This is a genomic window from Microbacterium sp. MAH-37, assembly GCF_009758255.1.
In the GTDB taxonomy this organism is placed as follows: domain Bacteria; phylum Actinomycetota; class Actinomycetes; order Actinomycetales; family Microbacteriaceae; genus Microbacterium.
The window spans coordinates 133,001-154,518 of sequence record NZ_WSEN01000008.1; the positions used below are offsets into that span (position 1 = coordinate 133,001).

Sequence of the window (21,518 nt, forward strand, 5' to 3'; positions counted from 1 at the left end):
CGCGGGGCTCAGCGCAGCGCGACCCGTGCGGCCGAATCGCCGACTGTCACCGTCAGCTCGCCGCGGCTTCCGGCCGCGGACACCTCATACGACCCGGCGAAGCCGCGCAGCAGCATCCGCCCCTCGGCATCCGTCCGCATCCGCGTCGGCGCAAGCCACCACTCGCCCCGCACCAGCTCGCGCAACGCGTGATAAGCGGGCTTGAGCGAGCCGTCCGGCCGGACCAGGCCACTGGGCGCCCCGAGCCAGGCCGTCGCATCGTCGAAGCCCCAGTACGTGATCGCCTCGACCGCGGGATGCTCGACGAGGGTGCGGTAGTGCCGCACGATCTCATCGGCCTGACGCTGCTCGCCCTCCGGCGTCGACGGCCACGACTCGACGACGTGATCGTTCAGGTCGTCGATGTGCGCGGGCATGAGGTCACCCGACACCAGGGACGTCTCCGTCCAGTGCAGCGGCACCCCGAAGCGCGCGAAGCGGTCGCAGATCTCGTTCAGCTGATCCTCACCGCGGAACCCCTGGTGCATGTGCGACTGCAGGCCGATCGCATCGATCCGCACGCCGGCGTCCAGCACGTCGCCGAGCAGCCGCTCGTACTCCGGCCCCAGGTCGAAGTCGTTCAGCACCAGGACGGCATCGGGGTTCGCCGCGCGCGCTTCGTCGACCGCCATCCGGATGAACTCCACGCGACCGTGCTTCTCGCACAGCCGGGTGATGGCGTTGCGCACGCCGTCGGGCTCGTTCTCGAACCGAGGCATGATCACGGCCTCATTGACCACGTCCCAGATGTCGATCAGTCCGGCGAAGTCGGTCACCTCGCGACGGACGCGGGCGCGGAGCGCCTGCTCCGCCTCGTCGAGCGGCAGCCGGTCGACCCACGGCGCTTTCACGGTGTGCCAGACGAGAGGATGCCCCTTCAGCCGCACGCCGTGATCGGCGAGCTCTCGCGCGCGGCGCGTGAGCTCCTCGACTCCGGTCCGCCCGGGCACCGGCTCGTAGCGGCCCCAGTAGAACTGGAGCGTCGCTGTGTCGAAGACGTCGAGCCACTGGCCGAGCATCGTGTCGCCGGGTGCGCCGGGAGCGGTGCATCCGAAACCGAACTCGTGACGCACCTGCGCCACGGTCACGTCGGCGTCGCGCAGCGGCCGCCCATGAGCGTCCACCACCAGCACGCTCGCGTTCGCCTCACGGTGACGGTGACGGGACAGGGTGCTCTGGTCTGTCATGCGGTGAACCTCGATCTCACATCGGCTTCGACGGGGCGGGCGGTCAGGCGCAGCAGCAGCGCGAACGCCCACGCGCACAGCAGCAGCACGGCTTCGGACGACACGGCGACGACGGCCACTGCCACGAAGGCCAGCGCGGCGAACCCGATGGTCGCGCGCCACTGCGTGAACAGCTCGGCCGCAGCGATGCGCATGGCATCCCGCGTGCGGAAGGAGTAGTACGACGTGATCACCAGCAGATGCGTCGACCACAGCACCAGCACGGCCAGCAGGACGATCGCGATCGACCGCAGAACGGCGCCGCCCGCGACGGCGCCTGCGCCGACGATGTTGACGGCGAGGACGCCGGCGATCAGCAGGACGGGGATCCACCAGGCCAGCACGTCTCGGAGGTTGAGCAGGAGTCCACGCCACAGGGGCCGCGCGGGGCGGAGGTCGGGTTCCTCCGCCCACGCGCGCTGCGCATACAACGCCGCGGACAGCGCCGGGGCCACCGGCAGGAGCGCCGCGACGTAGAAGATCGCGGTCATCCCTCCCGTCAGCCCCAGCCCCATCCACACCAGCAGTGTCGGTGCCCCGAACAGCGCGAGGAACGCGGCGAGCACCATCCACCGATAGATGGTCGCCGTCGCCCGCGACAGGTAGCCGTCGCCGATCTCGCCGGCGGTCTGCCCCTGGGCCATCATCAGCCCTTCACCGAGCCGAGCATGACGCCGGAGACGAAGTGGCGCTGCACGAACGGGTACACGAACAGGATCGGAATCACCGTGAGGATCATCGTCACCGACTGCAGGTTCGGGCTCAGATCGGACGCGCTCGCCCCCACTGCCGCGCTCTCGCTCGCGGTGGTGGACGCCCCCGCGATGAGGTTGCGCAGGAAGAGCGTGATCGGGAACAGCTCGTTCCTGTCGAGGTAGAGGAACGCGCCGAACCAGTCGTTCCAGTACGCCACGGCGTAGAACAGGATCATCGTCGCGATGACCGCCTTCGACAGTGGCAGCACGATGCGACCGAAGATGCCGAACCAGCCGAGACCGTCGATCTGCGCCGCCTCCTCCAGCTCGGAGGGGAGGTTCTCGAAGAACGACTTCATCACCAGCAGGTTGAACACCGAGATCGCGCCGGGGAGCACGATCGCCCACATGGTGTTCTTCATGCCGAGCGACGAGATCAGCACGTAGTTCGGCACGATGCCGCCGTTGAAGAACATCGTGAACACGGCGATGCCGATCAGCACGCCGCGCCCGCGCAGGTGCTGCTTGGACAGCACATACGCGAACGTCGTCGTGAGGACCATCGCGATCGTCGTTCCGACGACCGTGTACAGCACGGTGTTGGCGTAGTTGCGCCAGAACATCTCGTTGCCCAGAAGCGCCTGGTACGTGTCGGTGTTGAACCCGACCGGCCAGAAGCTCACCTGACCGGCCTTGATGGCACCGGCCGAGCTGAACGACTGGGCGAGCACCGTGATGAACGGGTAGAGCATCACGGCGCACAGGAGAACCAGCAGGGTGATGTTCACGGCGGTGAACGTCCGGTACCCGATGGAGTCCTTGATGCCGACGGTCTTGGGCGGGGCGGACAGCTGCTCAGTTGTAGTCACCACAGGCTCGTTCCCACCATTCTCCGGGACAGCAGATTCGCGCCGAGGACCATGACCAGGCCGATGATGGCCTGGAAGAGTCCGATCGCCGCGGCGTAGCTGAGGTTGTTCGAGATCAGACCGACGCGATACAGATACGTCGAGATGACGTCCGCCGTCTCATAGGTCAGGGGGTTGTAGAGCAGCAGCACCTTCTCGAATCCGACATTGAGGAACGCCCCTATGTTCAGGATCAGCAGGGTGATCATGGTGGGACGGATGCCGGGAAGCGTGACGTGCCAGGTCTGCTGCCAGCGGTTCGCGCCGTCGATGCGGGCGGCCTCGTAGAGCGACTCGTCGACCGCCGTGAGTGCGGCCAGGTAGAGGATGGTCCCCCATCCCACCGTCTGCCACACCTCGGAGCCGACGTAGATGGTGCGGAACCACTCCGGCCGCTGCAGGAACGGGATCGCCTCGCCGCCCATGGCGGTGATGATCTGGTTGACCGTCCCCTGCAGCGAGAGCAGCTGCATCACCATGCCGACGATGATCACGACCGACAGGAAGTGCGGCAGGTACGAGATCGACTGCACGATGCGCTTGAAGTGGCGCTTCCGCAGCTCGTTCAGCATGAGGGCCAGGATGATCGGCATCGGGAAGGTCACGATGAGCGTCAGCCCGCCGAGGATGACCGTGTTCCAGAACACGTGCCAGAACGCCGGATCGTGGATGAACATGTCCACATAGCGCAGACCCACCCACTCCTCGCCGAAGATGCTGCCTCCGGGCCGGAAGCGACGGAAGGCGATCACGTTGCCGAGCATCGGGATGTAGCGGAAGATCAGCAGGAAGAGCACCGGCAGCGCCGCGAGCGCGTAGAGCTGCCAGTCCCGACGGATCGCCTTGCGCCACGGGGTGCGCGCCTTGCGACGCGAACCGCGAGGTGGCTTGCCGATCGTCGTGATCACTCGGCTCGCCGTGGCATCCGGGACGGTGTCGTTCGCCGGTCGCGCGAGCAGACCGGGATCAGTCACAGAAGTCATGGTCGTCGTCCTTCGACGGATTCCGGACCGCCGACGCGCGCGTCGGCGGTCCGGAATCGCGTCAGCCGTTCTCCTTCGCGAACCGCTTGCGGGCGTCGTCGATCAGCTTGACGTAGTCGTCCATGCCGCCGGCCTTGAGCTCGTTCACGTAGTCGTCCCACTCGGAGAGATCACGCTGGCCGAGGATGAACTTCAGGGTGTTCGTCTTGACGGCGTCGGACAGCGGGGTCGCCTTCAGCGAGGCCTGCTCCAGCTCGCTCTCGGTGAGCGGTGCCGGCGGGTTGGGATCGCGCGGCTCACGGCTCGACAGTACCGTGTCGATGTACTCGACGTACTGCTCCGAGTTGTACGACTCCTGCAGGGAGCGCGACTCGGTCGAGCCGGTGAGCACATCGTTGGAATACCCGAGATCGGTCTTGATGTCGGTCTTCGCACCGGGGTTGATGTTGAAGGCGTTCAGCGAGAACTCCGGGTTCAGGGTGATCTTGTCGCCGTCCTTGCTGTAGGTCTGCCCCTCGACGCCCCAGCGCATCATCTCGGTGGCGGCCGGGCTGTAGTACAGCCAGTCGAGGAACTGCAGCGTGGCCAGGAAGTGCGGCGAGTCCTTGACCTTCGAGCTCAGCATGAAGCCGTTCCAGAAGTTGCGGGGTTCGACGACCATGCCGGCCTCACCGCCCGGAGGGGCGATCTGCACGAGCTTGTACTTGCCCTTGTTCTCCGTGGCATCCAGAGCAGTGGCGAACTCGTTCACCGTGCCGCTGGCACCGGAGGCTGCGAACACCTGGTTCTTCGCGATCTTCTCCGAGATCGTCGCGACGCCGCCGCCGTCGTCCGACTTCGTGAAGGACTCGGGGTCGAGCAGACCCTCTTCGTAGAGGCTGTTGAAGTAGGTGACCATGTCCTTGTACCCCTGGTTGGCACCGGCGTACTCGAGCTTCTTCTTGTCCTTGTTCCAGATGGTGCCGTCTGCGAAGCCCCAGCCGGCCTGAGTGCCGAACGCGTGCGCGGCGTAGTTCAGCATCGACTGGCCTTCGAAACCGTCCGCCAGCGGGTGGGAGTCGGGGTACTTCGCCTTGATGAGCTCCAGGCCCTCCTTCAGGTGCTCCCACGTGTCGGGCTGCGGAGCGCCGACCTCGTCGAAGACGTCCTGACGGATGATCAGCGTGAAGGTGGGGACGGAGACCTCGTGCAGACCGGGGAGCATGTAGTACTTGCCGTCAGCCTGCTTGAGACGCTCGAGCATGTCGCCCAGGTCCCACTCCTTGACGTACTTCTGGAAGTTGGGCATGTACTTCACGTAGTCACTCATCGGCAGCACCGCGCCTGACGACACGAACGGCGCCTCCTCGCCCGTGTACACGAGCGGGATCACATCCGGCGCGTCGCCGGCGGAGATCAGCAGGCTGCGCTTCTCCTTGGCGTCGCTGAACGGGATGTGAGTGAGGTCGAGCGAGACGTTGGTGCGCTTCTCGATCTCCTTGAAGACCTCCCAGGTCTTGGTGACGGGGGTCTCCGCCCAGTCGGTCCAGAGCAGGCCCAGGTCGATCTTCTCGGTCGCCTTGAACTGCTCGTCGGCCGAGTAGTCCTTCATCGCCCCTGCGGACTGGCTTTCGAGGTCTGTCGCCCCGGATGCCGCGTCATCGCTCGGGCTGCACGCGCTGGTGGAGATGAGCGCGGCGACCACTCCCACTGCTGCCGCCGCCCTGACCCACCCGGTCTTCCGCATGGAACGGACCATGATTCTCCTCTTCGAGATGTTGGCTGTGTATGCCGCGAGGAGCGAAACTTTCGGGATGCTCTTCGAGACTTTCAAAACGTAAGGCACGCAGCGATAAGTTGTCAATAGCGACAATTCGGCGCGAGGCGTGCCCGCCGGACAGGTACGAAAAAAGCCCCCATGCGGGGGCTCTCGGCGAGCGGGGAAAGAGAAAAGCCCCCGGGTGGAGCCGGGGGCTTTCGTAGCAGGAGCGGGGCTTGAACCCGCGACCTCACGATTATGAGTCGTGCGCTCTCACCAACTGAGCTACCCTGCCACGGGCACTCGGAAACCGAGTGCTGCGAGCCCCGAGTCAGGATTGAACTGACGACCCCTTCCTTACCATGGAAGTGCTCTGCCACTGAGCTATCGGGGCATGTTTCCCGTCACCGGGCAACCAGGAAAGCCTAACATCCCGGAGGGCTGATCAGGAAATCGGACCGACTCCGTCGTGACGTCCGGCGTTGGCCTTCATCCACGGCATCGGGTCGAACGTCTGCCCGTTGCGGAGAAGCTCGAAATGCAGGTGCGCGCCGAAGGAGTGACCGGTGTTCCCGACCAGGCCGACGATGTCTCCGACCTTCACCTGCTGGCCGGTCTTCACCCGGATCGAGCCGTGCTGCATGTGCGAGTAATGGCTGGTGACGACCTTGCCGTCGATCATGTGATCGATGTAGACCGTGACGCCGTAGCCGCCGCCGTTCTCGGTCGCCTTGCGCACCACACCGTCGGCGATCGCCTGGATCGGCGCACCGTTACCCGGCACGAGGTCGATGCCCTCATGCATCTTGCCGCGGCGCATGCCGTACGGCCAGGTCATCGCCACTCCCACAGCGAACGGCCACTGGATCAGGGCCGTCGTGTCGTTCGTGTAGACGCTGTTCGAGTACTGGATGCCCTCTTCGGCCGCGAGGTCGATCATCGACATCGACGAGAACTCGCCGGAACGGGCGACGGGCTCGCTCGCGACATCTGAGGGTGCCACGAAGGCCTGGATGTCGTCCTCCGCAGCCTTGCTCTGCGGCGTGTCCACCGCAGTGAGCGAGGTCACGGACTGCGCGCCGTAGCCCTGCGCCGCGGCGACCGCCTCGGAGGGCAGCGTCATCGAGACGAGCATGAGCCCGGCGACGCCCATCACGCCGAGCGAGGCGCCGGCGGTGGCGATCTTCCGGCCGAGGCGGTGACGGCGACGCGGCGCGACGTGCGCTGCGTTCGCCTCGTCATCGGATTCCTCTGCGACGGATTCCTCGGCGGCCGGCTCGACGGTCTCCGGGAGGTCGTCCGCGCTGAACCCGAAGGCCTCGGCGGCCGCGGTGAACGCGTCGACCGACGGGTCTGCGCGGAAGGCTCCTGCGGGCGCCCCGTTCGGCTCCGTCACGAAGGCCGACTCGGATGCGCGGGACGCGGATGCCTGCTCCGCAGCGAGCTTCTCGGCGCGAGCCTTCTCGGCTGCGGCCTGTTCTGCTGCCAGCTGCTCGGCGCGAGCCTGCTCCGACGCAATCTGCTCAGCACGAGCCTGCTCTGCAGCGGCAGCGGCCCGCTCGGCATGTGCCTGTGCGGCACGGGCTTGCTCCGCGGCGACGCGCTCGGCGTGCGCCCTTTCCGCGGCGGCCTGCTCCGCCGCGATTTGTTCTGCGCGGGCCTGCTCGGCGGCGATCTTCTCCGCGGTGGAGGACTCCTCGATGATCAGTCGCTCGGTCTTCAGCTCCGCTGCGGCGACGGGAGCGATCGGCTCGGCCTCGACGACCTGCGCGCCCTCGACGACGGGCTCGGCCTCGACGACGGGCTCAGCAGGACCGGAGGGGCGCCAGGCACCGGCATCCGACATCGCCGCACGCCAGGGCGCGGCATCCGATGCCGGCATCTGCGTCATGCCTGCGCGGCGGGCGCGACGCCCGACGAACGCCTGCTCGGCTGCCGACGTCTGCACGATCGGGACCTCGCCGGTCTGGCGCTCACGCGCGGCTCGACGCGAGACCGGAACGGACTGCGACGTCACCTCGGGAGAGGACTCTGCGGGCACCGCACGGCGTCGGTCTGACCGACGCTCGGGGGCAGAGCCGGTCTCGGTGGCATCGAAAGGCAAAGGTAATCTCTCGGGTCGCGCGTCAAACGGGGGGACTCTCGCTCGGGTAAACGAAAGTAACGATCGGGTAAACGATACCTGCTTCCGGCTGGGAACACCATGAAGAGCCGCCAGAAAGTCGATCGCCCTTACGAATCAACCGTCCGCGAGCAGCGCTCCGAGCCGGGCGTGCACCTCGCTGCCGCCGGCGTACAGCAGCGGCCGCCGGGAGTCCAGCTCGAGTCGCGTCACCGCTCCCCCTGCCTCTGCGACGAGGATCGCTCCTGCGGCGAAGTCCCACGCGTTCAGACCGCGCTCGAAGAACCCGTCCAGGCGTCCGGCCGCGACGTACGACAGGTCGATCGCCGCAGATCCCATCCTGCGCAGGTCTCGGGCCATCGTCATCACGCGGCGCACGGTCGCCAGGTCACCGTCGTGCGTGGCGGGGTCGTAGCCGAATCCGGTCGCCAGCAGCGCACCGGCAGGAGTCCCAGAGGTCACGGCCAGGCGCCTGCCGTCGTGCCAGGCGCCCTCACCGCGGACGGCGGTGAACAGCTCACCCAGCGCGGGGGCGCAGACCGCCCCGGCGACGCCCGACCAGGCCTCCGGCTCGGGCGTCCCCTCCACGACGGCGATGCTCACGGAGTACGCCGGAATCCCGTAACTGTAGTTGACAGTGCCGTCGATGGGATCCACGACCCAGGTGAAGCCGCTCGTGCCCCCGGCCGCCCCGGACTCCTCTCCGAGGAATCCGTCATCGGGACGCTCTGCGGCGAGCCGATCCCGGATGAGCGCCTCGACCTCACGATCGGCGTCGGTCACGATGTCGGCGAGCGTCGACTTGGTCGCGGCGAGATGCACGCCCTCGCGACGCCGGCGCGCGGCGAGCTCACCCGCTTCGAGGGCGATCTCCGCGGCGAGCGCTCCGAGTTCGATGTCCGTCATGAGTCCTCCTGGTCGGTGGCAGGTGTCCAGTCTCGCGCAGACCAGTCACCGCGGCACAACCGCCTTCGCGGGCCGAGACACCGCTTGACTGCCGAAACCCCGCCCGCTCGCCGAGACCACACGCCGCATCCGCACCCCCGACAGCGCAAGGAGGAAAACGCCGGCACCGGGAACCCCGCACCAGCAGAAACCTCCCTGCACCGAAGCGCGGCGGCCGCCGGAGCGTGTTACGGCGGGGACCAGCGGCCCCGCGCAACCCTGCTCAGCGCGCGGAGCGGGCGGCGAAGGCCGCGACGCGGGCCTGCGCGTCAGGCGTCTCGAAGGACGCCCCGATCGAGAGCGCCTCTTCCTCGAGCTGCTCATGGAAGGTGCGCTCCGGCTGCGAGCGCACCAGACGCTTCGCGTGCCCGTAGGCGCCGGCGGCGCCGGCCAGCCAGAAACGGGCGATCTCCTCTGCGCGGGCCCGGACCGCGGCGGCCTCGGCCGCGGCATCCCCTCCGTCGGCGGCGGCGACCGCCTCGGCGACGAGACCCCACTCGACGGCCTCGGCCGCACTGAGCATGCGATCCTGCAGCACGAGCTGCAGCGCACGGCGCTGTCCGATCGCGTGGGCGAGCTGCGCCGAGACCGACAGGTCGGGCGTGAGGCCGATGTTCGCGTACAGGCTGCCGACCTTCGAATGCGCACCGACCACGGCGTAGTCGCTGCACAGCAGGATGCCGAGCCCGCCGCCCGCGGTCGTGCCGTGCGCGGCGGCGACGACCGGCTTCGCCGAACCGGTGAGCGAGCGGATGCCCTCGTTGATCACGCGGGCGAAGGCGGTGATGTCCTCGCCGGAGCCCATCTCGGTCGCCATGTCGAGCACGTCGCCGCCGGCGCAGAACGCCGGGCCCGCGGCATCGATGAGGATCGCGCGCACATCATCGCGGGCGACAGCCTCGGCAGTGGCGTCCCGCCAGGCGTAGGCGAGATCGCCGTTGAAGGCGTTCAGCCGGGCAGGGCGGTTCAGGGTGAGCCGCGCGAGGCCCTCGTCGACGGTGAACAGGATGGACTCGCCCATTGGCGTCTCCTTCGGTGCGTACGGGTTCCCCCAGCGTATCTGCGGGACTGAGTCGCCGCATCCATGACACTCAGTCCGCGAGGACGCGACCGACGAGGTCGTGCATCCGGCGGCGGGTGCCGTCCAGCCGCATGTCGACCTGGCCGGGCGCGAGCACCTCGTTCGGAGCGAGCGGATGCGCCAGCCGCACGTTCTCATGACAGGACAGATCGGCGCACACGTAGGTGCCGACCGTGTCGCCGTGGCGTCCGCGCTCGCCCGCCCGCCGGGCGGCCCAGAGCGCGACCTGGTTTCCGGGCTGCATGGTGTGGCAGATGTTGCACATGCCCGACCGTGTGCGCCCCGCGCCGGCGGTCTGCAGCACGATCCCGACTGTCTGGCCCTCGTGCTCGATCAGCACGTATCCACGACGCGTGGACGTGGGATCGCGCCAGGCGAAGAAGTCGAGATAGTCCCAGTCCGTGAGCAGGAAGTCGTGCGGCATCTCGATCACCCGCAGCTCGTCGCTGTCTGCGTTGACGAAGGATGCCCGGACGTCGGCCTCGGTCAGCGGATGCATCACCTCAGTCTATGCACGTCCTCCCGCCCCCTCGGTGAGTCACCCCGTCACGTCGAACAACCCGTGCGCGCCGCGCTCCGCATCGATCATGAAGTGCGACACGAACGGGTAGTGCCCGGCCTCCGGGAAGGTCAGCTCGACGAATCCACCCTGCGCCGGCATCAGTCCGAGCGCCTGCGAGCCGCTGCCGGACGATCGGTTCAGCAGGTAGGTGCCCTCCGCCCAGACGGTGTCGAACTGCCCGCCGATCACGTGGAAACTCGACGACCTCTCGATGCCGGCATCCAGCACCCACACGCGCAGCCGCTCGCCGACCTTCGCCTCGAGCGGCGCGTGGTCGTACTGGTTCGCGTAGCCGTTGAACACCACCAGGTCGGGGTTGCGGTCGGCGATGGCGTCCATATCGACCTCGCCACCGTCGTGGTCGCCGAGGTAGTACTCGCCCTGCACCAGCACATAGCTGCGATCCACCGCGGGCAGTTCGTCGGGCTCGATCACGACCGCGCCGTACATGCCGTTGGCGATGTGCGCCGTCATCGGCATGGTCGAGCAGTGATACATCCAGATGCCGGCGCGCGTCGCAGTGAACGTGTATGTCAAGCTCTCGCCCGGCGCGATGGTGCGCATCGGGCGATCGGGCGCCAGTGAACCCGCGTGGAAGTCGATCGAATGCCCCATCACGCCGTCGTTCACGAGCGTGATCTCGAACGTGTCACCGACCCGACCGTGCAGCACGGGCCCCGGCGCGGTGCCGCCGTAAGTCCACAGGGTCTGCGTCACGCCCGGCGCTACCTCGGTCTTCACGTCGCGCGCGGTGAGCGTCAGCCTGCGGTTCACAGGACCATCGGATGCCGGCAGAGCCGGCAGTTCGGCATCGAAAGGCGTGAAGTCCTCACCCGGGTCCGCCATCAGGTCGATGGGCCCGGATGCCGCGTGCTCGCCATGCGTGCTGGAATCCGCCGAACCGGCCCCGGCCGTCGCGCCGGTCGCGACGATCGACATGGTCATGCCCATCTGCCTGTGCCCGATGATCGAGCACCAGCCGTCGAGGTCCTTCGTGATGACGCCGACGTCGATGGTCTGCGACGCGCCGGGTGCGAGTCGGCCCCCTGCGACGCCGTTCGCGAAGACCAGGTCGTGCACCTGCTCCCGGTCGGTGTTGGTCAGCTCGATCACCAGCCGCGTGCCCGCCGGAACCTCGATGCGGCTGGGCGTGAAGCGCATGTCGGCCGCCTCGACCTGCACGGTCTTGACCGGGGCATCCGCATTGCCGGTCGGTGCCGCCGACCAGCCGAAGCCGGCCGGATCCGCCGCGGCGGGCACGGCCACCGCGAGGACCACGGCCAGCAGTCCCGCGACCGCCTGCCCGGCGCGACGCCCCGGCGGCCTCTCCCCCTCGGGCACGATCGGGCCGGTACGACGTTCGCCCAGCGTCGCGCCCTCGGCCTTCGCCCGGCGCTGCGCGCGCATGGCGACGAACATGATCGGCAGGAACGACGCCATCGCGATCAGGTACAGCATGGATGCCACCACGCGGGACAGGCTCGACACCGGCAGTGCGCACACGGCAAGCGCGGCGTTCGCGACCGTGACCCGCCAGGCGGCGCCACGGTCGAAGCCCGCGGTGCCGATGCGCACCGGGGTGGGCCCGCCGCCCAGCACCACCGGCACGAGGTAGCTGAGCGCGCCGATCAGCACCTGTGCCGCGAATCCAGCGGCGAGGTACGGCACGAGGGAGTCGAGCAGCGCCGACACTGCGGAGAAGCCCGATCCGTCAGCGAATGCGGCGATGGCGCCGCCGATGAGCATCGCGACGGCCCCCGCCCACCAGATCAGCGCCATTCCGACCGACATCGCGGCGAAGCTGCGCGGAGGCCTGCGCTGCGCGGCCCGCCACAGCGAGACGCCGATCACGACGAGGCCGCCCAGATAGCCCGCCAGGCCGAGAGCGAGCACCGGCAGCCAGGTCATCGCCGCGCCGAACGCGGCGACTGAGACGCCGGCCGCGAGCCACGGCAGGGCGCGGGCCGCGCCGTCGGCGGCATGCGCATCCGCACGGGTCCGCAGCAGGGTGGGCCACAGGGTGACCACCGTGCCGGCGACGGTGAGCCCGATCCAGCCGAGCACGTTGATCAGCGCGTGCGCGAGCACGAGGTTCGGCAGGTCGTCGCCGCGGGCGAGCAGCGCGCCGAGTGCCGCGCCCACCGTGAGCAGCGCGGCGGCGACGACGTAGTACCGGATCGTGCGGCCGAACCGCCCCGGCATGCTGCGCAGCGCGCGACGGTGCAGGCTCACCCCGTGCCATCCCACGGCGACGATCAGCGACGCCGCGCCCGCCGCGGTGATCGGCCAGACGCCGCTCAGCACGCCGGCGACGACCAGGGCTGCGCCGCCGTTCGACAGGATCAGCCGGATCGTCTGCGTGCGGGCATCCGCGGGCGTCGCCCTGCCGCGCAGCAGCGCCCAGGAGAAATACTGGCTCCACACCAGGATCGCGTGCGTGACCGCTCCGAGCAGCAGCAGGTGGATCATCAGCCAGGCGGGCGCGGGGAGCGCACGATGCGCCACGGCGGCGACGACCGTCAGCACCAGCCAGATCACGGTCGGGATGTCGCGCATCGGCTGGAAACCGCGGGTCCGGACGGCGGTCATGACTTCTCTCCTCGTCGCTCGGTCGGGAATGACAGTCCGTTCGGCGCGCCGACGGCGGGTCGGGTCTCGACACGCCGTGCCGCGGGCATCCGGTCTGTGGTTTCCGACACGGATGACGGGGGCACCGGCCCGAGCACGGCGCTGACCAGCGCGGTCGCCATGAACAGCATCAGGGCGAGGACCCCGAGTACTCCACCGATCTGGAGGCCCGCCGGCATGCCGAGCCCGTCCCCGACCCAGAGCCGCACGACCAGGGCGATCTGCAGCAGAGCGATCGGCACCCAAAACGCCGGGCGGTACGGCAGGGCGATCCGCAGCACCGCGGGCAGGATGCTCGTGGCGTGCGCCATGATCATCGAGAACACATAGCCCAGGAACACCGCGTGCACGACCGCGTCGTAGACCCGCTGCTCGGCGGGCGCACCGAACAGCAGCGCGACGCCCGCGACGGCCAGCCAGGCGTACCCGGCCAAGATGCACGCGGCCATGTACCGGGTCACCCCGCTTGCGCGAATCGTGCGCCGCGCGACGTCGTGCATCAGCAGCCAGCCCGCGAGCGACAGCAGAGCGAGCCCGAGCAGGACCGATCCGGCATCGGGGAAGACGGCTCCGATGACGAGCGCGCCGGTGACCACCCACGCGTGCAGGAGAAGCCGGCCCCCTGCGGCCGCACCCATCGTGATGCGTGCGAGTTCCACGCGTTCGGCGGCGATCGTCAGCACCACGAAGCCGATCAGCCACGGGAGCACCCGGGTCAGGGAGTCCTGACCGGTCCAGATCACCGCGCTGGCAAGGCCGAGACCGGCGGCCAGCAGCTGGGTGAGCACTGCCGCGTCGTGCTGCCTGCGCCAGAGCGGGATGTACACCAGCGTGAAGGCGGCCGCTCCCACAGCGAGCACGGACTTGCCGACGACGAGGGGCACTGCGGGCGCTGCCAGCAGAAGACCGCCGAGGCCGAGCAGCGCTGGGGCGAGGTAGCCGTACCAGCGCCCCAGGGCGGTGGCTCGCTCCAGAGCGATCAGCGTCCCGACGAACCCCAGCACCAGCAGCATCCCGTGCACTGCGGGAAGGCGATCGGCGGTGATCGGCGCGGGCAGGCCGAGCAGCAGAAGGCCGGCGTCCAGGCCCGCGAGCAGCGCGAAACCGGCGGGCAGCAGCCAGATCAGGCGCCACGAGGGGCGGCGCGAGTCCTTCCCTGCCGTGGATCGGACCTCCCCGCCGCGCACATGGGCGCTCACGACGCGACCTGCAGATGCAGGATGCAGGCGCCGTCGGCGGCGAACGGCAGCAGCTTGGCGGTCGCACCCTCGGCGCGGGTGCGGGCGAGCCCCTCGATCAGCCCCTCGTGCACCGCGCACACGACGTCGGAGCGGCGGGATGCTGCAGCGAGCAGGGGGCAGTTGCGCAGCACCGTCTGCTCGCCGGTCGACGCGTCAGGGGCGAAGCCCTGCTCACGCATGACCTCGAGGACGAGCGCGCGCGGGTCGGCCTCGGCCCGGTCCTGCGCCAACTGCGCACCCCAGATGCGGCCGGCGGTCTTGGCCTCCTGCGCGGGCTGGTCGCTGGTGCGGGCGAGCCCCTCCGCGAGGGCGACGGCGAGTCCCGCGTAGGGGGCCGTGCCGTCGCTGCCGACGGCGTGCCAGCGCAGCGATGGCCGGCCGCGACCGGACGGTGCCTCCTGCTCTCGGGTGATGTGCCCGTCGGCGAGCAGTCGCTCGAGATGCCCGCGCACGGTGTTCTCGTGCAGCCCGGTTGCAGCGACGAGGTCTGCTGTGGATGCCGGACGCACCTCGATCTCACGCAGGATGCGCTCGCGGCTCGAGGAGTGCCGGCGGTCCCCGGACGTCCTGCGGCGGTTTTCTCCGGCGCTCAGCTTATTTTCCACGGGATTGATTGTAATAAACTCTGCTGTGAACCCGCACCGGGTGAGGACGGAGAAAACCCATGGCGAACATCGAGATCCACCACTCACGGTCCGAGGCGGTCGATCAGAGCCCGACCGCCGGCTGCGCGTGCGGCGAGCATGACGAGGAGCTGCCCGAACTCGACGTGCAGACCATCCCGCACGCGATCCGGCACGCGGCGATCTTCGGCGCGATCGAGTCGCTGCGTCCCGGCGCCGCGATGGTGGTCTCCGCGACGCACGACCCGGTGCCGCTGCTCACCCAGCTGCACGCGAAGCACGGTAGCCAATTCCGCACCAGGTACCTCGACGAGGGCCCTGAGCGCTGGCGCATCATGGTACGCAACGCCGGTTGAGTCCTCCCGCACCGGCGAGCGACTTCGGCGGGTTCCCCACATTCGTGGGAAACCCGCCTTCTGCTGTCAGTCACCGTCCGTACTGTCGATGGCGAACCGCACGACGCCGGAGCAGAATGGAGGCATGTTCGTGTCACCGGACGTGATCGGAATGATCATCTCGCTCTTCGCCTTCGCCGTGGCGATGCTCGGCGGAGTCGCCTGGCTGCTCGGCAACCAGACGAAGCGCGTCGACGCCCGCTTCGACCAGGTGGATGCCCGTTTCGACCAGGTCGACGCCCGCTTCGACCGCGTGGACACGCGCATCGACGGCCTCGACGCGCGCCTCAACCGAGTGGAGAACGAGCTCGTGGAGGTGAAGATCGCCATCGCCAGGATCGAGGGTCCGGAGCGCCGACTGCAGCGCCTCTGAAGCCCTCGTCCGTCTCGATTTCCTGCGCGGCGCAACGGCGGGTAATATGATTTCTCGCGCCCCCGGTTGGCTGTTCAAGTCGGACGGGTGTGCATGGCGAGTTGCCCGAGCGGCCAAAGGGAGCTGACTGTAAATCAGCCGCGGAATGCTTCGGGGGTTCGAATCCCTCACTCGCCACCCAAGATCTGAGACCTCCGCTGTGCGGGGGTCTCATTTCGTTAACGCTTCAGCTGCCCTGCACTCCGCGCTCCGACTCGGCCAGCGACTCGGGCGTGCGGAGCAGACCACCCTCGGAGCGGCAGGTCGCCGCGGCGATCAGCATCGCGCGGTCCAGCAGTGTCTGCCAGTCCGCCTGCCCCGACGGGCTTCCGTCGACCAGTCCGGCGGATACGGCGGCCAGCGTCGCATCGCCGGCCCCCACCGTGTCGACGATCCGCCCCGGCAGCGCGGCGATCGGAGCCTCGACGATCCCCGCATCCGTGTCGAGCACCGCGCCGGCCGCGCCGGCCGTCGCGAGCACGGCGCGTGTTCCGGCGGAGCGCAGTCTGGCACGCAGGGCATCGAGGTCCCCGTCGTAGAGCAGCGCAGCGTCATCCGCCCCGATCTTGACGAGCGCGGCCCGCGCCGCGAGGCGCTCGAAGCCGCGCACGAACTCGGCCCTGTCCGTCAGCATTCCGGCGCGCGGGTTCGGATCGATCGCGAGGGTCGCGTCGCCGAGAGCCTCGACCAGGGCGTCCGTCTCCGCGTGCACGTCGAACGGGATGCAGCTGACCGCGACGATCCCGGCATCCGCGATCGCCGCCCGCGCAGCGTCGCCGTAGCGGATGCTGCGCCGCTGCGCAGCCTCGTTGAAGACGTACTCCGGCTCGCCGCTCGGCGCCGGACGGACGATCGCGCGCGACGACCCGCGCGGGGCAGGACTGCCGATCAGGGTGACGCCGTGATCGGCCAGGTACTCGCGGATGTGCGCCCCTGCCTCATCGGCCCCGACCATCGCGATCAGCGTGACCGGCAGGCCGAGCCTGCGCAGTCCGACCGCGACGTTCAGCGCCGCGCCGCCGACCAGCTCGCGCACGCCTCCTGGTCCGTGGATCTCGTCGATCAGGGCATCTCCGATGACGACCGCGCTGCGTGCCACGCCCTGCTCGTGCTCCATCCCGCAAGACTAGCGGCGGCGTCCCCGAACATGAGGGGTCAAGAAATGCGCCGTCCACCCTGCCGGACCCCGCACTTTCTGACCCCTCGTCCATGGGGAGGCCGTTTCCTGCGCGGCGCCGCGCACCGGCGGGTCTACCCTGTGGCCATGAGAGCCGCGCGCGTGTTCGCCGTCGCCGCCGTCGTCGCGGCATCCGTCCTCCTCACCGGGTGCGGGTCACCCGCATCCGGCCCCGGCGACGCCGGCATGGCGACCTCATCGGCATCCGCCACCAAGGGCGCGGATGCCGGCGACACGACGCCCTCGCCGTCGGCGACGCCGACCGTGAAGCCCGCGGCGATTCCGAAGGACTGCCGCGAGATGCTCAGTGCCGACGTGCTCGCCCAGCTGAAGGACGTACCGCTGAACGACAAGGCCTTCGGCGCCTCCGGCACGCTCGACGACGGATCACTCAAGTGCATCTGGGGAGACCCGCAGGCCGACACGACGGGCCTGACGACCACGATCCAGCACAAGAGCAGCGGAGCCGCCCTCGACCAGCTCAACGCTCTCATGGCCGAGGGGTACACCTGCTACACGCCCGACGAGGGCACCCGTTGCGAGAAGGTCTGGCAGAACGAGACCTACCCCGTCACCGACGGTCGAACGCTGTTCTACCGGCAGGGCGTCCTCATCGACACGCAGTACTCCAACCTCGCGCCCGAGGGCTACACCGACGCGATCATCGCGAGCATCTGGGGCTGACTCAGGGGCGCCCCTCGCCGAGCGCACGGGTTCTTCACGACCGCACGGGTTGTTCGCGGCGACAAGCCGTGCACTCGGCAGCAAGCCATGCGCTCGGCGGGCTCGTCGGGAACGACGAAGGCCCCGCCCCCTCCGAAGAGGGGCCGGGGCCTCATCACGTCAGCACTCAGTTGTAGGTGCCGGGCGTGATGTCGTCGGTCGAGAACGCGTCGAAGTCGACGTAGCCGAAGTCGCCCTCGGCGTACGCACCGTCGGATGCGAAGATCCGGTTCGGGTAGCGCTCGCTCTTGGCCTCCTCGGTCGCCTCGACCGTGATGTCACGGTACTTGGCGAGACCGGTTCCGGCCGGGATGAGCTTACCGATGATGACGTTCTCCTTGAGGCCGACCAGCGGGTCGCGCTTGCCCTCCATGGCGGCCTGCGTGAGCACGCGGGTCGTCTCCTGGAAGGACGCGGCCGACAGCCAGGACTCGGTCGCCAGCGAAGCCTTGGTGATACCCATCAGCTCCGGACGGCCCGACGCCGGGCGCTTGCCTTCGGACACCGACTCGCGGTTGATCGACTGGTAGCGCTTGAGGTCCACCATCTCACCGGGCAGCAGGGTCGTGTCGCCATGGTCGACGACGGTGACCTTGCGCAGCATCTGGCGCACGATGACCTCGATGTGCTTGTCGTGGATCGGCACACCCTGCGAGCGGTACACGCCCTGCACGCCGTTGACGAGGTAACGCTGCACCTCGCGGGCGCCCATGACACGCATGACCTCCTTGGGGTCGAGCGTGCCGACCTGCAGGGGCTGACCGACGGTGACGTGCTGGCCGTCCTCGACGAGAAGCGTCGCACGCTTCAGCACCGGGTAGACCACCTCTTCGTCACCGGAGTCAGGCGTCAGGATGACCTTCTTGCCCTTGTCGTTCTCCTCGATCGTGATGCGGCCGTCGGCCTCGGCGATCGGGGAGGCGCCCTTCGGAGTACGAGCCTCGAAGAGCTCCTGCACGCGGGGCAGACCCTGGGTGATGTCATCGGCCGAGGCCGAACCACCGGTGTGGAACGTACGCATCGTCAGCTGGGTACCGGGCTCACCGATCGACTGGGCGGCGATGATGCCGACGGCCTCGCCGATGTCGACGGTCTTGCCGGTCGCGAGCGAACGGCCGTAGCACTGCGCGCAGACACCGACAGCCGAGTCGCAGGTCAGGACGGAGCGGACCTTGATGGTCTCGACACCGGCCTCGACCAGCTTGTCGATCAGGACGTCACCCACGTCGTCACCGGCCGAGGCGAGGACCTCGCCCGACTCGTTCACGACGTCGGATGCCAGGGTGCGGGCGAACACGGAGTTCTCGACGTTCGCGTCGCGGACCAGCTCGCCCTGCGAGTTCGGAGCCGCGATCGGCAGCTCGAGACCCTTGGACGTGCCGCAGTCCTGCTCGCGGATGATGACATCCTGCGAGACGTCCACCAGACGACGGGTCAGGTAACCCGAGTCTGCGGTGCGCAGAGCGGTGTCGGCCAGACCCTTACGGGTACCGTGCGTCGCGATGAAGTACTCCGCCACCGACAGACCCTCGCGGTACGAGGAGATGATCGGACGGGGGATGATCTCACCCTTGGGGTTGTTCACCAGACCACGCATACCCGCGATGTTGCGGATCTGCAGCCAGTTACCACGAGCACCCGAGGACACCATGCGGTTGATGGTGTTGTCGATCGGGAAGTTCGCCTTCATCGCAGCCTGGACCTCGTCGGTCGCCTCGGTCCAGATCTTGATGAGCTCCTGACGACGCTCGGCGTCGGTGGTGAGACCCTTCTCGTACTGCGACTGGACCTTCGCGGCCTGCTTCTCGTAGCCGGCCACGATCTCCGCCTTGTTCGGCGGGGTGAGGATGTCGCTCAGCGCCACCGTGACACCCGAACGGGTGGCCCAGTAGAAACCGGCGTCCTTGATGCGGTCCAGCGTCGCCGCCGTCTCGACCTTGGGGTACTCCTCGGCCAGCTTGTTGACGATCTGCGACAGCTTGCCCTTGTCGGCGACCTCGCGCACGAACGGGTAGCCCTTCGGCATCGCGTCGTTGAAGATCGCCTGGCCCAGCGAGGCGTCCACGAGGCCGTGGCGCTCGTAGCCCTCGGGAGCCTCGCCCTCGAGGAAGGTCAGACCCGGGATGCGGATGCGGACCTTCGCCTGCAGGTCGAGCGTGCCCTCGTCGCGGGCCAGCATGGCCTCGCCGACCGAACCGAACGCACGGCCCTCACCGGCGGCACCCGGGGTGACGGTGGTGAGGTGGTGCAGACCGATGATCATGTCCTGCGAGGGCAGGGTCACCGGACGGCCGTCCGACGGCTTCAGGATGTTGTTCGACGCGAGCATCAGCACGCGGGCCTCGGCCTGAGCCTCGACCGACAGCGGCAGGTGCACGGCCATCTGGTCACCGTCGAAGTCCGCGTTGAAGGCGGCGCAGACGAGCGGGTGCAGCTGGATGGCCTTACCCTCGACGAGCTGCGGCTCGAAGGCCTGGATGCCCAGGCGGTGCAGGGTGGGGGCACGGTTCAGCAGCACCGGACGCTCGCGGATGATCTCCTCGAGCACGTCCCAGACCTCGGGACGGGTGCGCTCGACGGCGCGCTTGGCTGCCTTGATGTTCTGCGAGTGACCGAGGTCGATCAGGCGCTTGATCACGAACGGCTTGAACAGCTCCAGGGCCATCTGCTTGGGCAGACCGCACTGGTGCAGCTTCAGCTGCGGGCCGACGACGATGACCGAACGGCCGGAGTAGTCGACGCGCTTGCCGAGCAGGTTCTGGCGGAAGCGACCCTGCTTACCCTTCAGCATGTCGCTGAGGGACTTCAGGGCGCGGTTGCCGGTACCGGTGACGGGGCGGCCGCGGCGGCCGTTGTCGAACAGTGCGTCGACGGCCTCCTGCAGCATCCGCTTCTCGTTGTTGACGATGATCTCGGGGGCGCCGAGGTCGATCAGACGACGAAGACGGTTGTTGCGGTTGATCACGCGGCGGTACAGGTCGTTCAGGTCGGAGGTCGCGAAGCGGCCACCGTCCAGCTGCACCATCGGGCGCAGCTCCGGCGGGATCACCGGGACGACGTCGAGCACCATCGCGGCCGGGCTCATCCCGGTCTCGAGGAACGAGTTGACGACCTTCAGGCGCTTGATCGCACGGATCTTGCGCTGGCCCTTGCCCTCGGCGATCTGCAGGCGCAGCGACTCGGCCTCGGCGGCCAGGTCGAACGCGGCCAGGCGACGCTGGATCGACTCGGCGCCCATGTAGGCCTCGAAGTACTGACCGAAGCGGTCCTGCAGCTCGTGGAAGACGTCGTCCTCGGGACGCAGCGCGCCCACCTCGAGGGTGCGGAAGTCCTCCCACACGCGCTCGAGCTTGGCGATGGCCTCGTCGGCACCCTTGCGGGTGAGGGACATCTCCTTCTCGGCGGCGTCCTTGACCTTCTTCTTCTGGTCGGCCTTGGCACCCTCCGCCTCGAGAGCGGCGAGCTCCTCCTCCAGCTTGGCCAGGCGCTCCGCGATCTTGGCGTCGCGGCGGTCGCCGAGCGTCTTCAGCTCGAGGCGGATGTTGTTCTCCTGCGTGGCGAGGTCACGGTGACGAGCATCCTCGTCGACCGAGATCACCATGTAGGCGGCGAAGTAGATGACCTTCTCGAGGTCCTTCGGCGCCATGTCGAGCAGGTACCCGAGGCGCGAGGGCACGCCCTTGAAGTACCAGATGTGCGTCACGGGCGCGGCGAGCTCGATGTGGCCCATGCGCTCACGGCGGACGGAGGACTTGGTGACCTCCACGCCGCAGCGCTCGCAGACGATGCCCTTGAAGCGGACGCGCTTGTACTTGCCGCAGGCGCACTCCCAGTCACGGCTGGGTCCGAAGATCTGCTCGCCGAAGAGGCCGTCCTTCTCGGGCTTGAGCGTGCGGTAGTTGATCGTCTCGGGCTTCTTGACCTCGCCGTACGACCATCCGCGGATGTCGTCAGCGGTCGCCAGTCCGATCCGAAGCTCATCGAAAGTTGTTGCGTCGAGCACTAGTTCTCCTGTGTCGA

Annotated in this window: 17 protein-coding genes and 3 tRNA genes; 4 read left to right on the top strand and 16 right to left on the bottom strand. The window is 68.6% G+C overall.

What is annotated here, in order from left to right; genetic code table 11:
• Positions 1-8: 8 nt before the first annotated feature.
• The 14 genes from GON06_RS10990 to GON06_RS11055 all read right to left on the bottom strand — a co-directional run bounded on the left by GON06_RS10990 (position 9) and on the right by GON06_RS11055 (position 14,773).
• Complete coding sequence (locus tag GON06_RS10990; RefSeq protein WP_157312355.1) at positions 9-1,226, bottom strand: endo-1,4-beta-xylanase; 1,218 nt, start codon at positions 1,224-1,226, stop codon at positions 9-11.
• Positions 1,223-1,912, bottom strand: coding sequence for a glycosyl transferase (locus GON06_RS10995; RefSeq protein WP_157312356.1), 690 nt, complete (start codon positions 1,910-1,912; stop codon positions 1,223-1,225). Before GON06_RS10995 ends, GON06_RS10990 begins: the two co-directional genes overlap by 4 nt.
• Positions 1,912-2,829, bottom strand: coding sequence for a carbohydrate ABC transporter permease (locus GON06_RS11000; RefSeq protein ID WP_332837419.1), 918 nt, complete (start codon positions 2,827-2,829; stop codon positions 1,912-1,914). Before GON06_RS11000 ends, GON06_RS10995 begins: the two co-directional genes overlap by 1 nt.
• On the bottom strand, positions 2,826-3,851 hold the full coding sequence (locus tag GON06_RS11005) for an ABC transporter permease (RefSeq protein WP_157312357.1): 1,026 nt from the start codon (positions 3,849-3,851) through the stop codon (positions 2,826-2,828). The genes GON06_RS11000 and GON06_RS11005 overlap by 4 nt, the downstream gene beginning before the upstream one ends.
• Before the next feature lie 61 nt (positions 3,852-3,912).
• Entirely contained in the window at positions 3,913-5,589 is a 1,677-nt protein-coding gene (locus GON06_RS11010; protein WP_157312358.1) for an ABC transporter substrate-binding protein, read from the bottom strand.
• 221 nt (positions 5,590-5,810) lie between these two features.
• A tRNA-Met gene (locus GON06_RS11015) sits at positions 5,811-5,884 on the bottom strand.
• A 27-nt stretch (positions 5,885-5,911) separates the two neighbouring features.
• Positions 5,912-5,983 (bottom strand) — tRNA-Thr (locus GON06_RS11020).
• A gap of 51 nt (positions 5,984-6,034) precedes the next feature.
• The gene (locus GON06_RS19090) at positions 6,035-7,606 is read right to left on the bottom strand and encodes a M23 family metallopeptidase (RefSeq protein ID WP_157312359.1); all 1,572 of its coding nucleotides are present in this window, start codon (positions 7,604-7,606) and stop codon (positions 6,035-6,037) included.
• Between the two features lie 222 nt (positions 7,607-7,828).
• The gene (locus GON06_RS11030; protein WP_157312360.1) at positions 7,829-8,617 is read right to left on the bottom strand and encodes an inositol monophosphatase family protein; all 789 of its coding nucleotides are present in this window, start codon (positions 8,615-8,617) and stop codon (positions 7,829-7,831) included.
• Between the two features lie 262 nt (positions 8,618-8,879).
• Positions 8,880-9,677, bottom strand: a complete 798-nt coding sequence (locus GON06_RS11035) for an enoyl-CoA hydratase/isomerase family protein (RefSeq protein ID WP_157312361.1) — start codon at positions 9,675-9,677, stop codon at positions 8,880-8,882.
• A 70-nt stretch (positions 9,678-9,747) separates the two neighbouring features.
• Positions 9,748-10,236, bottom strand: a complete 489-nt coding sequence (locus tag GON06_RS11040) for an FBP domain-containing protein (RefSeq protein WP_157312362.1) — start codon at positions 10,234-10,236, stop codon at positions 9,748-9,750.
• 39 nt (positions 10,237-10,275) lie between these two features.
• Entirely contained in the window at positions 10,276-12,888 is a 2,613-nt protein-coding gene (locus GON06_RS11045) for a multicopper oxidase domain-containing protein (protein WP_157312363.1), read from the bottom strand.
• Positions 12,885-14,126, bottom strand: a complete 1,242-nt coding sequence (locus GON06_RS11050) for a hypothetical protein (RefSeq protein ID WP_198346682.1) — start codon at positions 14,124-14,126, stop codon at positions 12,885-12,887. The genes GON06_RS11045 and GON06_RS11050 overlap by 4 nt, the downstream gene beginning before the upstream one ends.
• Positions 14,123-14,773 carry a helix-turn-helix transcriptional regulator gene (locus GON06_RS11055; RefSeq protein ID WP_157312364.1) on the bottom strand — a complete coding sequence of 217 codons (651 nt, stop codon included), beginning with the start codon at positions 14,771-14,773 and terminating at the stop codon, positions 14,123-14,125. Before GON06_RS11055 ends, GON06_RS11050 begins: the two co-directional genes overlap by 4 nt.
• A gap of 59 nt (positions 14,774-14,832) precedes the next feature.
• Here GON06_RS11055 and GON06_RS11060 point away from each other — a divergent pair, with 59 nt between their 5' ends.
• The 3 genes from GON06_RS11060 (at position 14,833) to GON06_RS11070 (ending at position 15,736) form a co-directional block, all read left to right on the top strand.
• Positions 14,833-15,147 carry a DUF2249 domain-containing protein gene (locus GON06_RS11060; protein ID WP_157312365.1) on the top strand — a complete coding sequence of 105 codons (315 nt, stop codon included), beginning with the start codon at positions 14,833-14,835 and terminating at the stop codon, positions 15,145-15,147.
• Positions 15,148-15,271: 124 nt separating this feature from the next.
• On the top strand, positions 15,272-15,559 hold the full coding sequence (locus tag GON06_RS11065; RefSeq protein ID WP_157312366.1) for a response regulator: 288 nt from the start codon (positions 15,272-15,274) through the stop codon (positions 15,557-15,559).
• A gap of 95 nt (positions 15,560-15,654) precedes the next feature.
• Positions 15,655-15,736 (top strand) — tRNA-Tyr (locus GON06_RS11070).
• Positions 15,737-15,785: 49 nt separating this feature from the next.
• Here GON06_RS11070 and GON06_RS11075 read toward each other — a convergent pair.
• On the bottom strand, positions 15,786-16,715 hold the full coding sequence (locus tag GON06_RS11075) for a carbohydrate kinase family protein (protein ID WP_157312367.1): 930 nt from the start codon (positions 16,713-16,715) through the stop codon (positions 15,786-15,788).
• Positions 16,716-16,862: 147 nt separating this feature from the next.
• Between GON06_RS11075 and GON06_RS11080 the strand changes: the two genes are divergently transcribed.
• Entirely contained in the window at positions 16,863-17,459 is a 597-nt protein-coding gene (locus tag GON06_RS11080) for a hypothetical protein (RefSeq protein WP_157312368.1), read from the top strand.
• Positions 17,460-17,625: 166 nt separating this feature from the next.
• Here the strand turns inward: GON06_RS11080 and rpoC are convergent, their stop codons facing one another.
• Positions 17,626-21,501 (bottom strand): DNA-directed RNA polymerase subunit beta', encoded by a 3,876-nt coding sequence (gene rpoC / locus GON06_RS11085; protein ID WP_332837420.1) that lies wholly within the window; start codon positions 21,499-21,501, stop codon positions 17,626-17,628.
• Positions 21,502-21,518 lie beyond the last annotated feature (17 nt).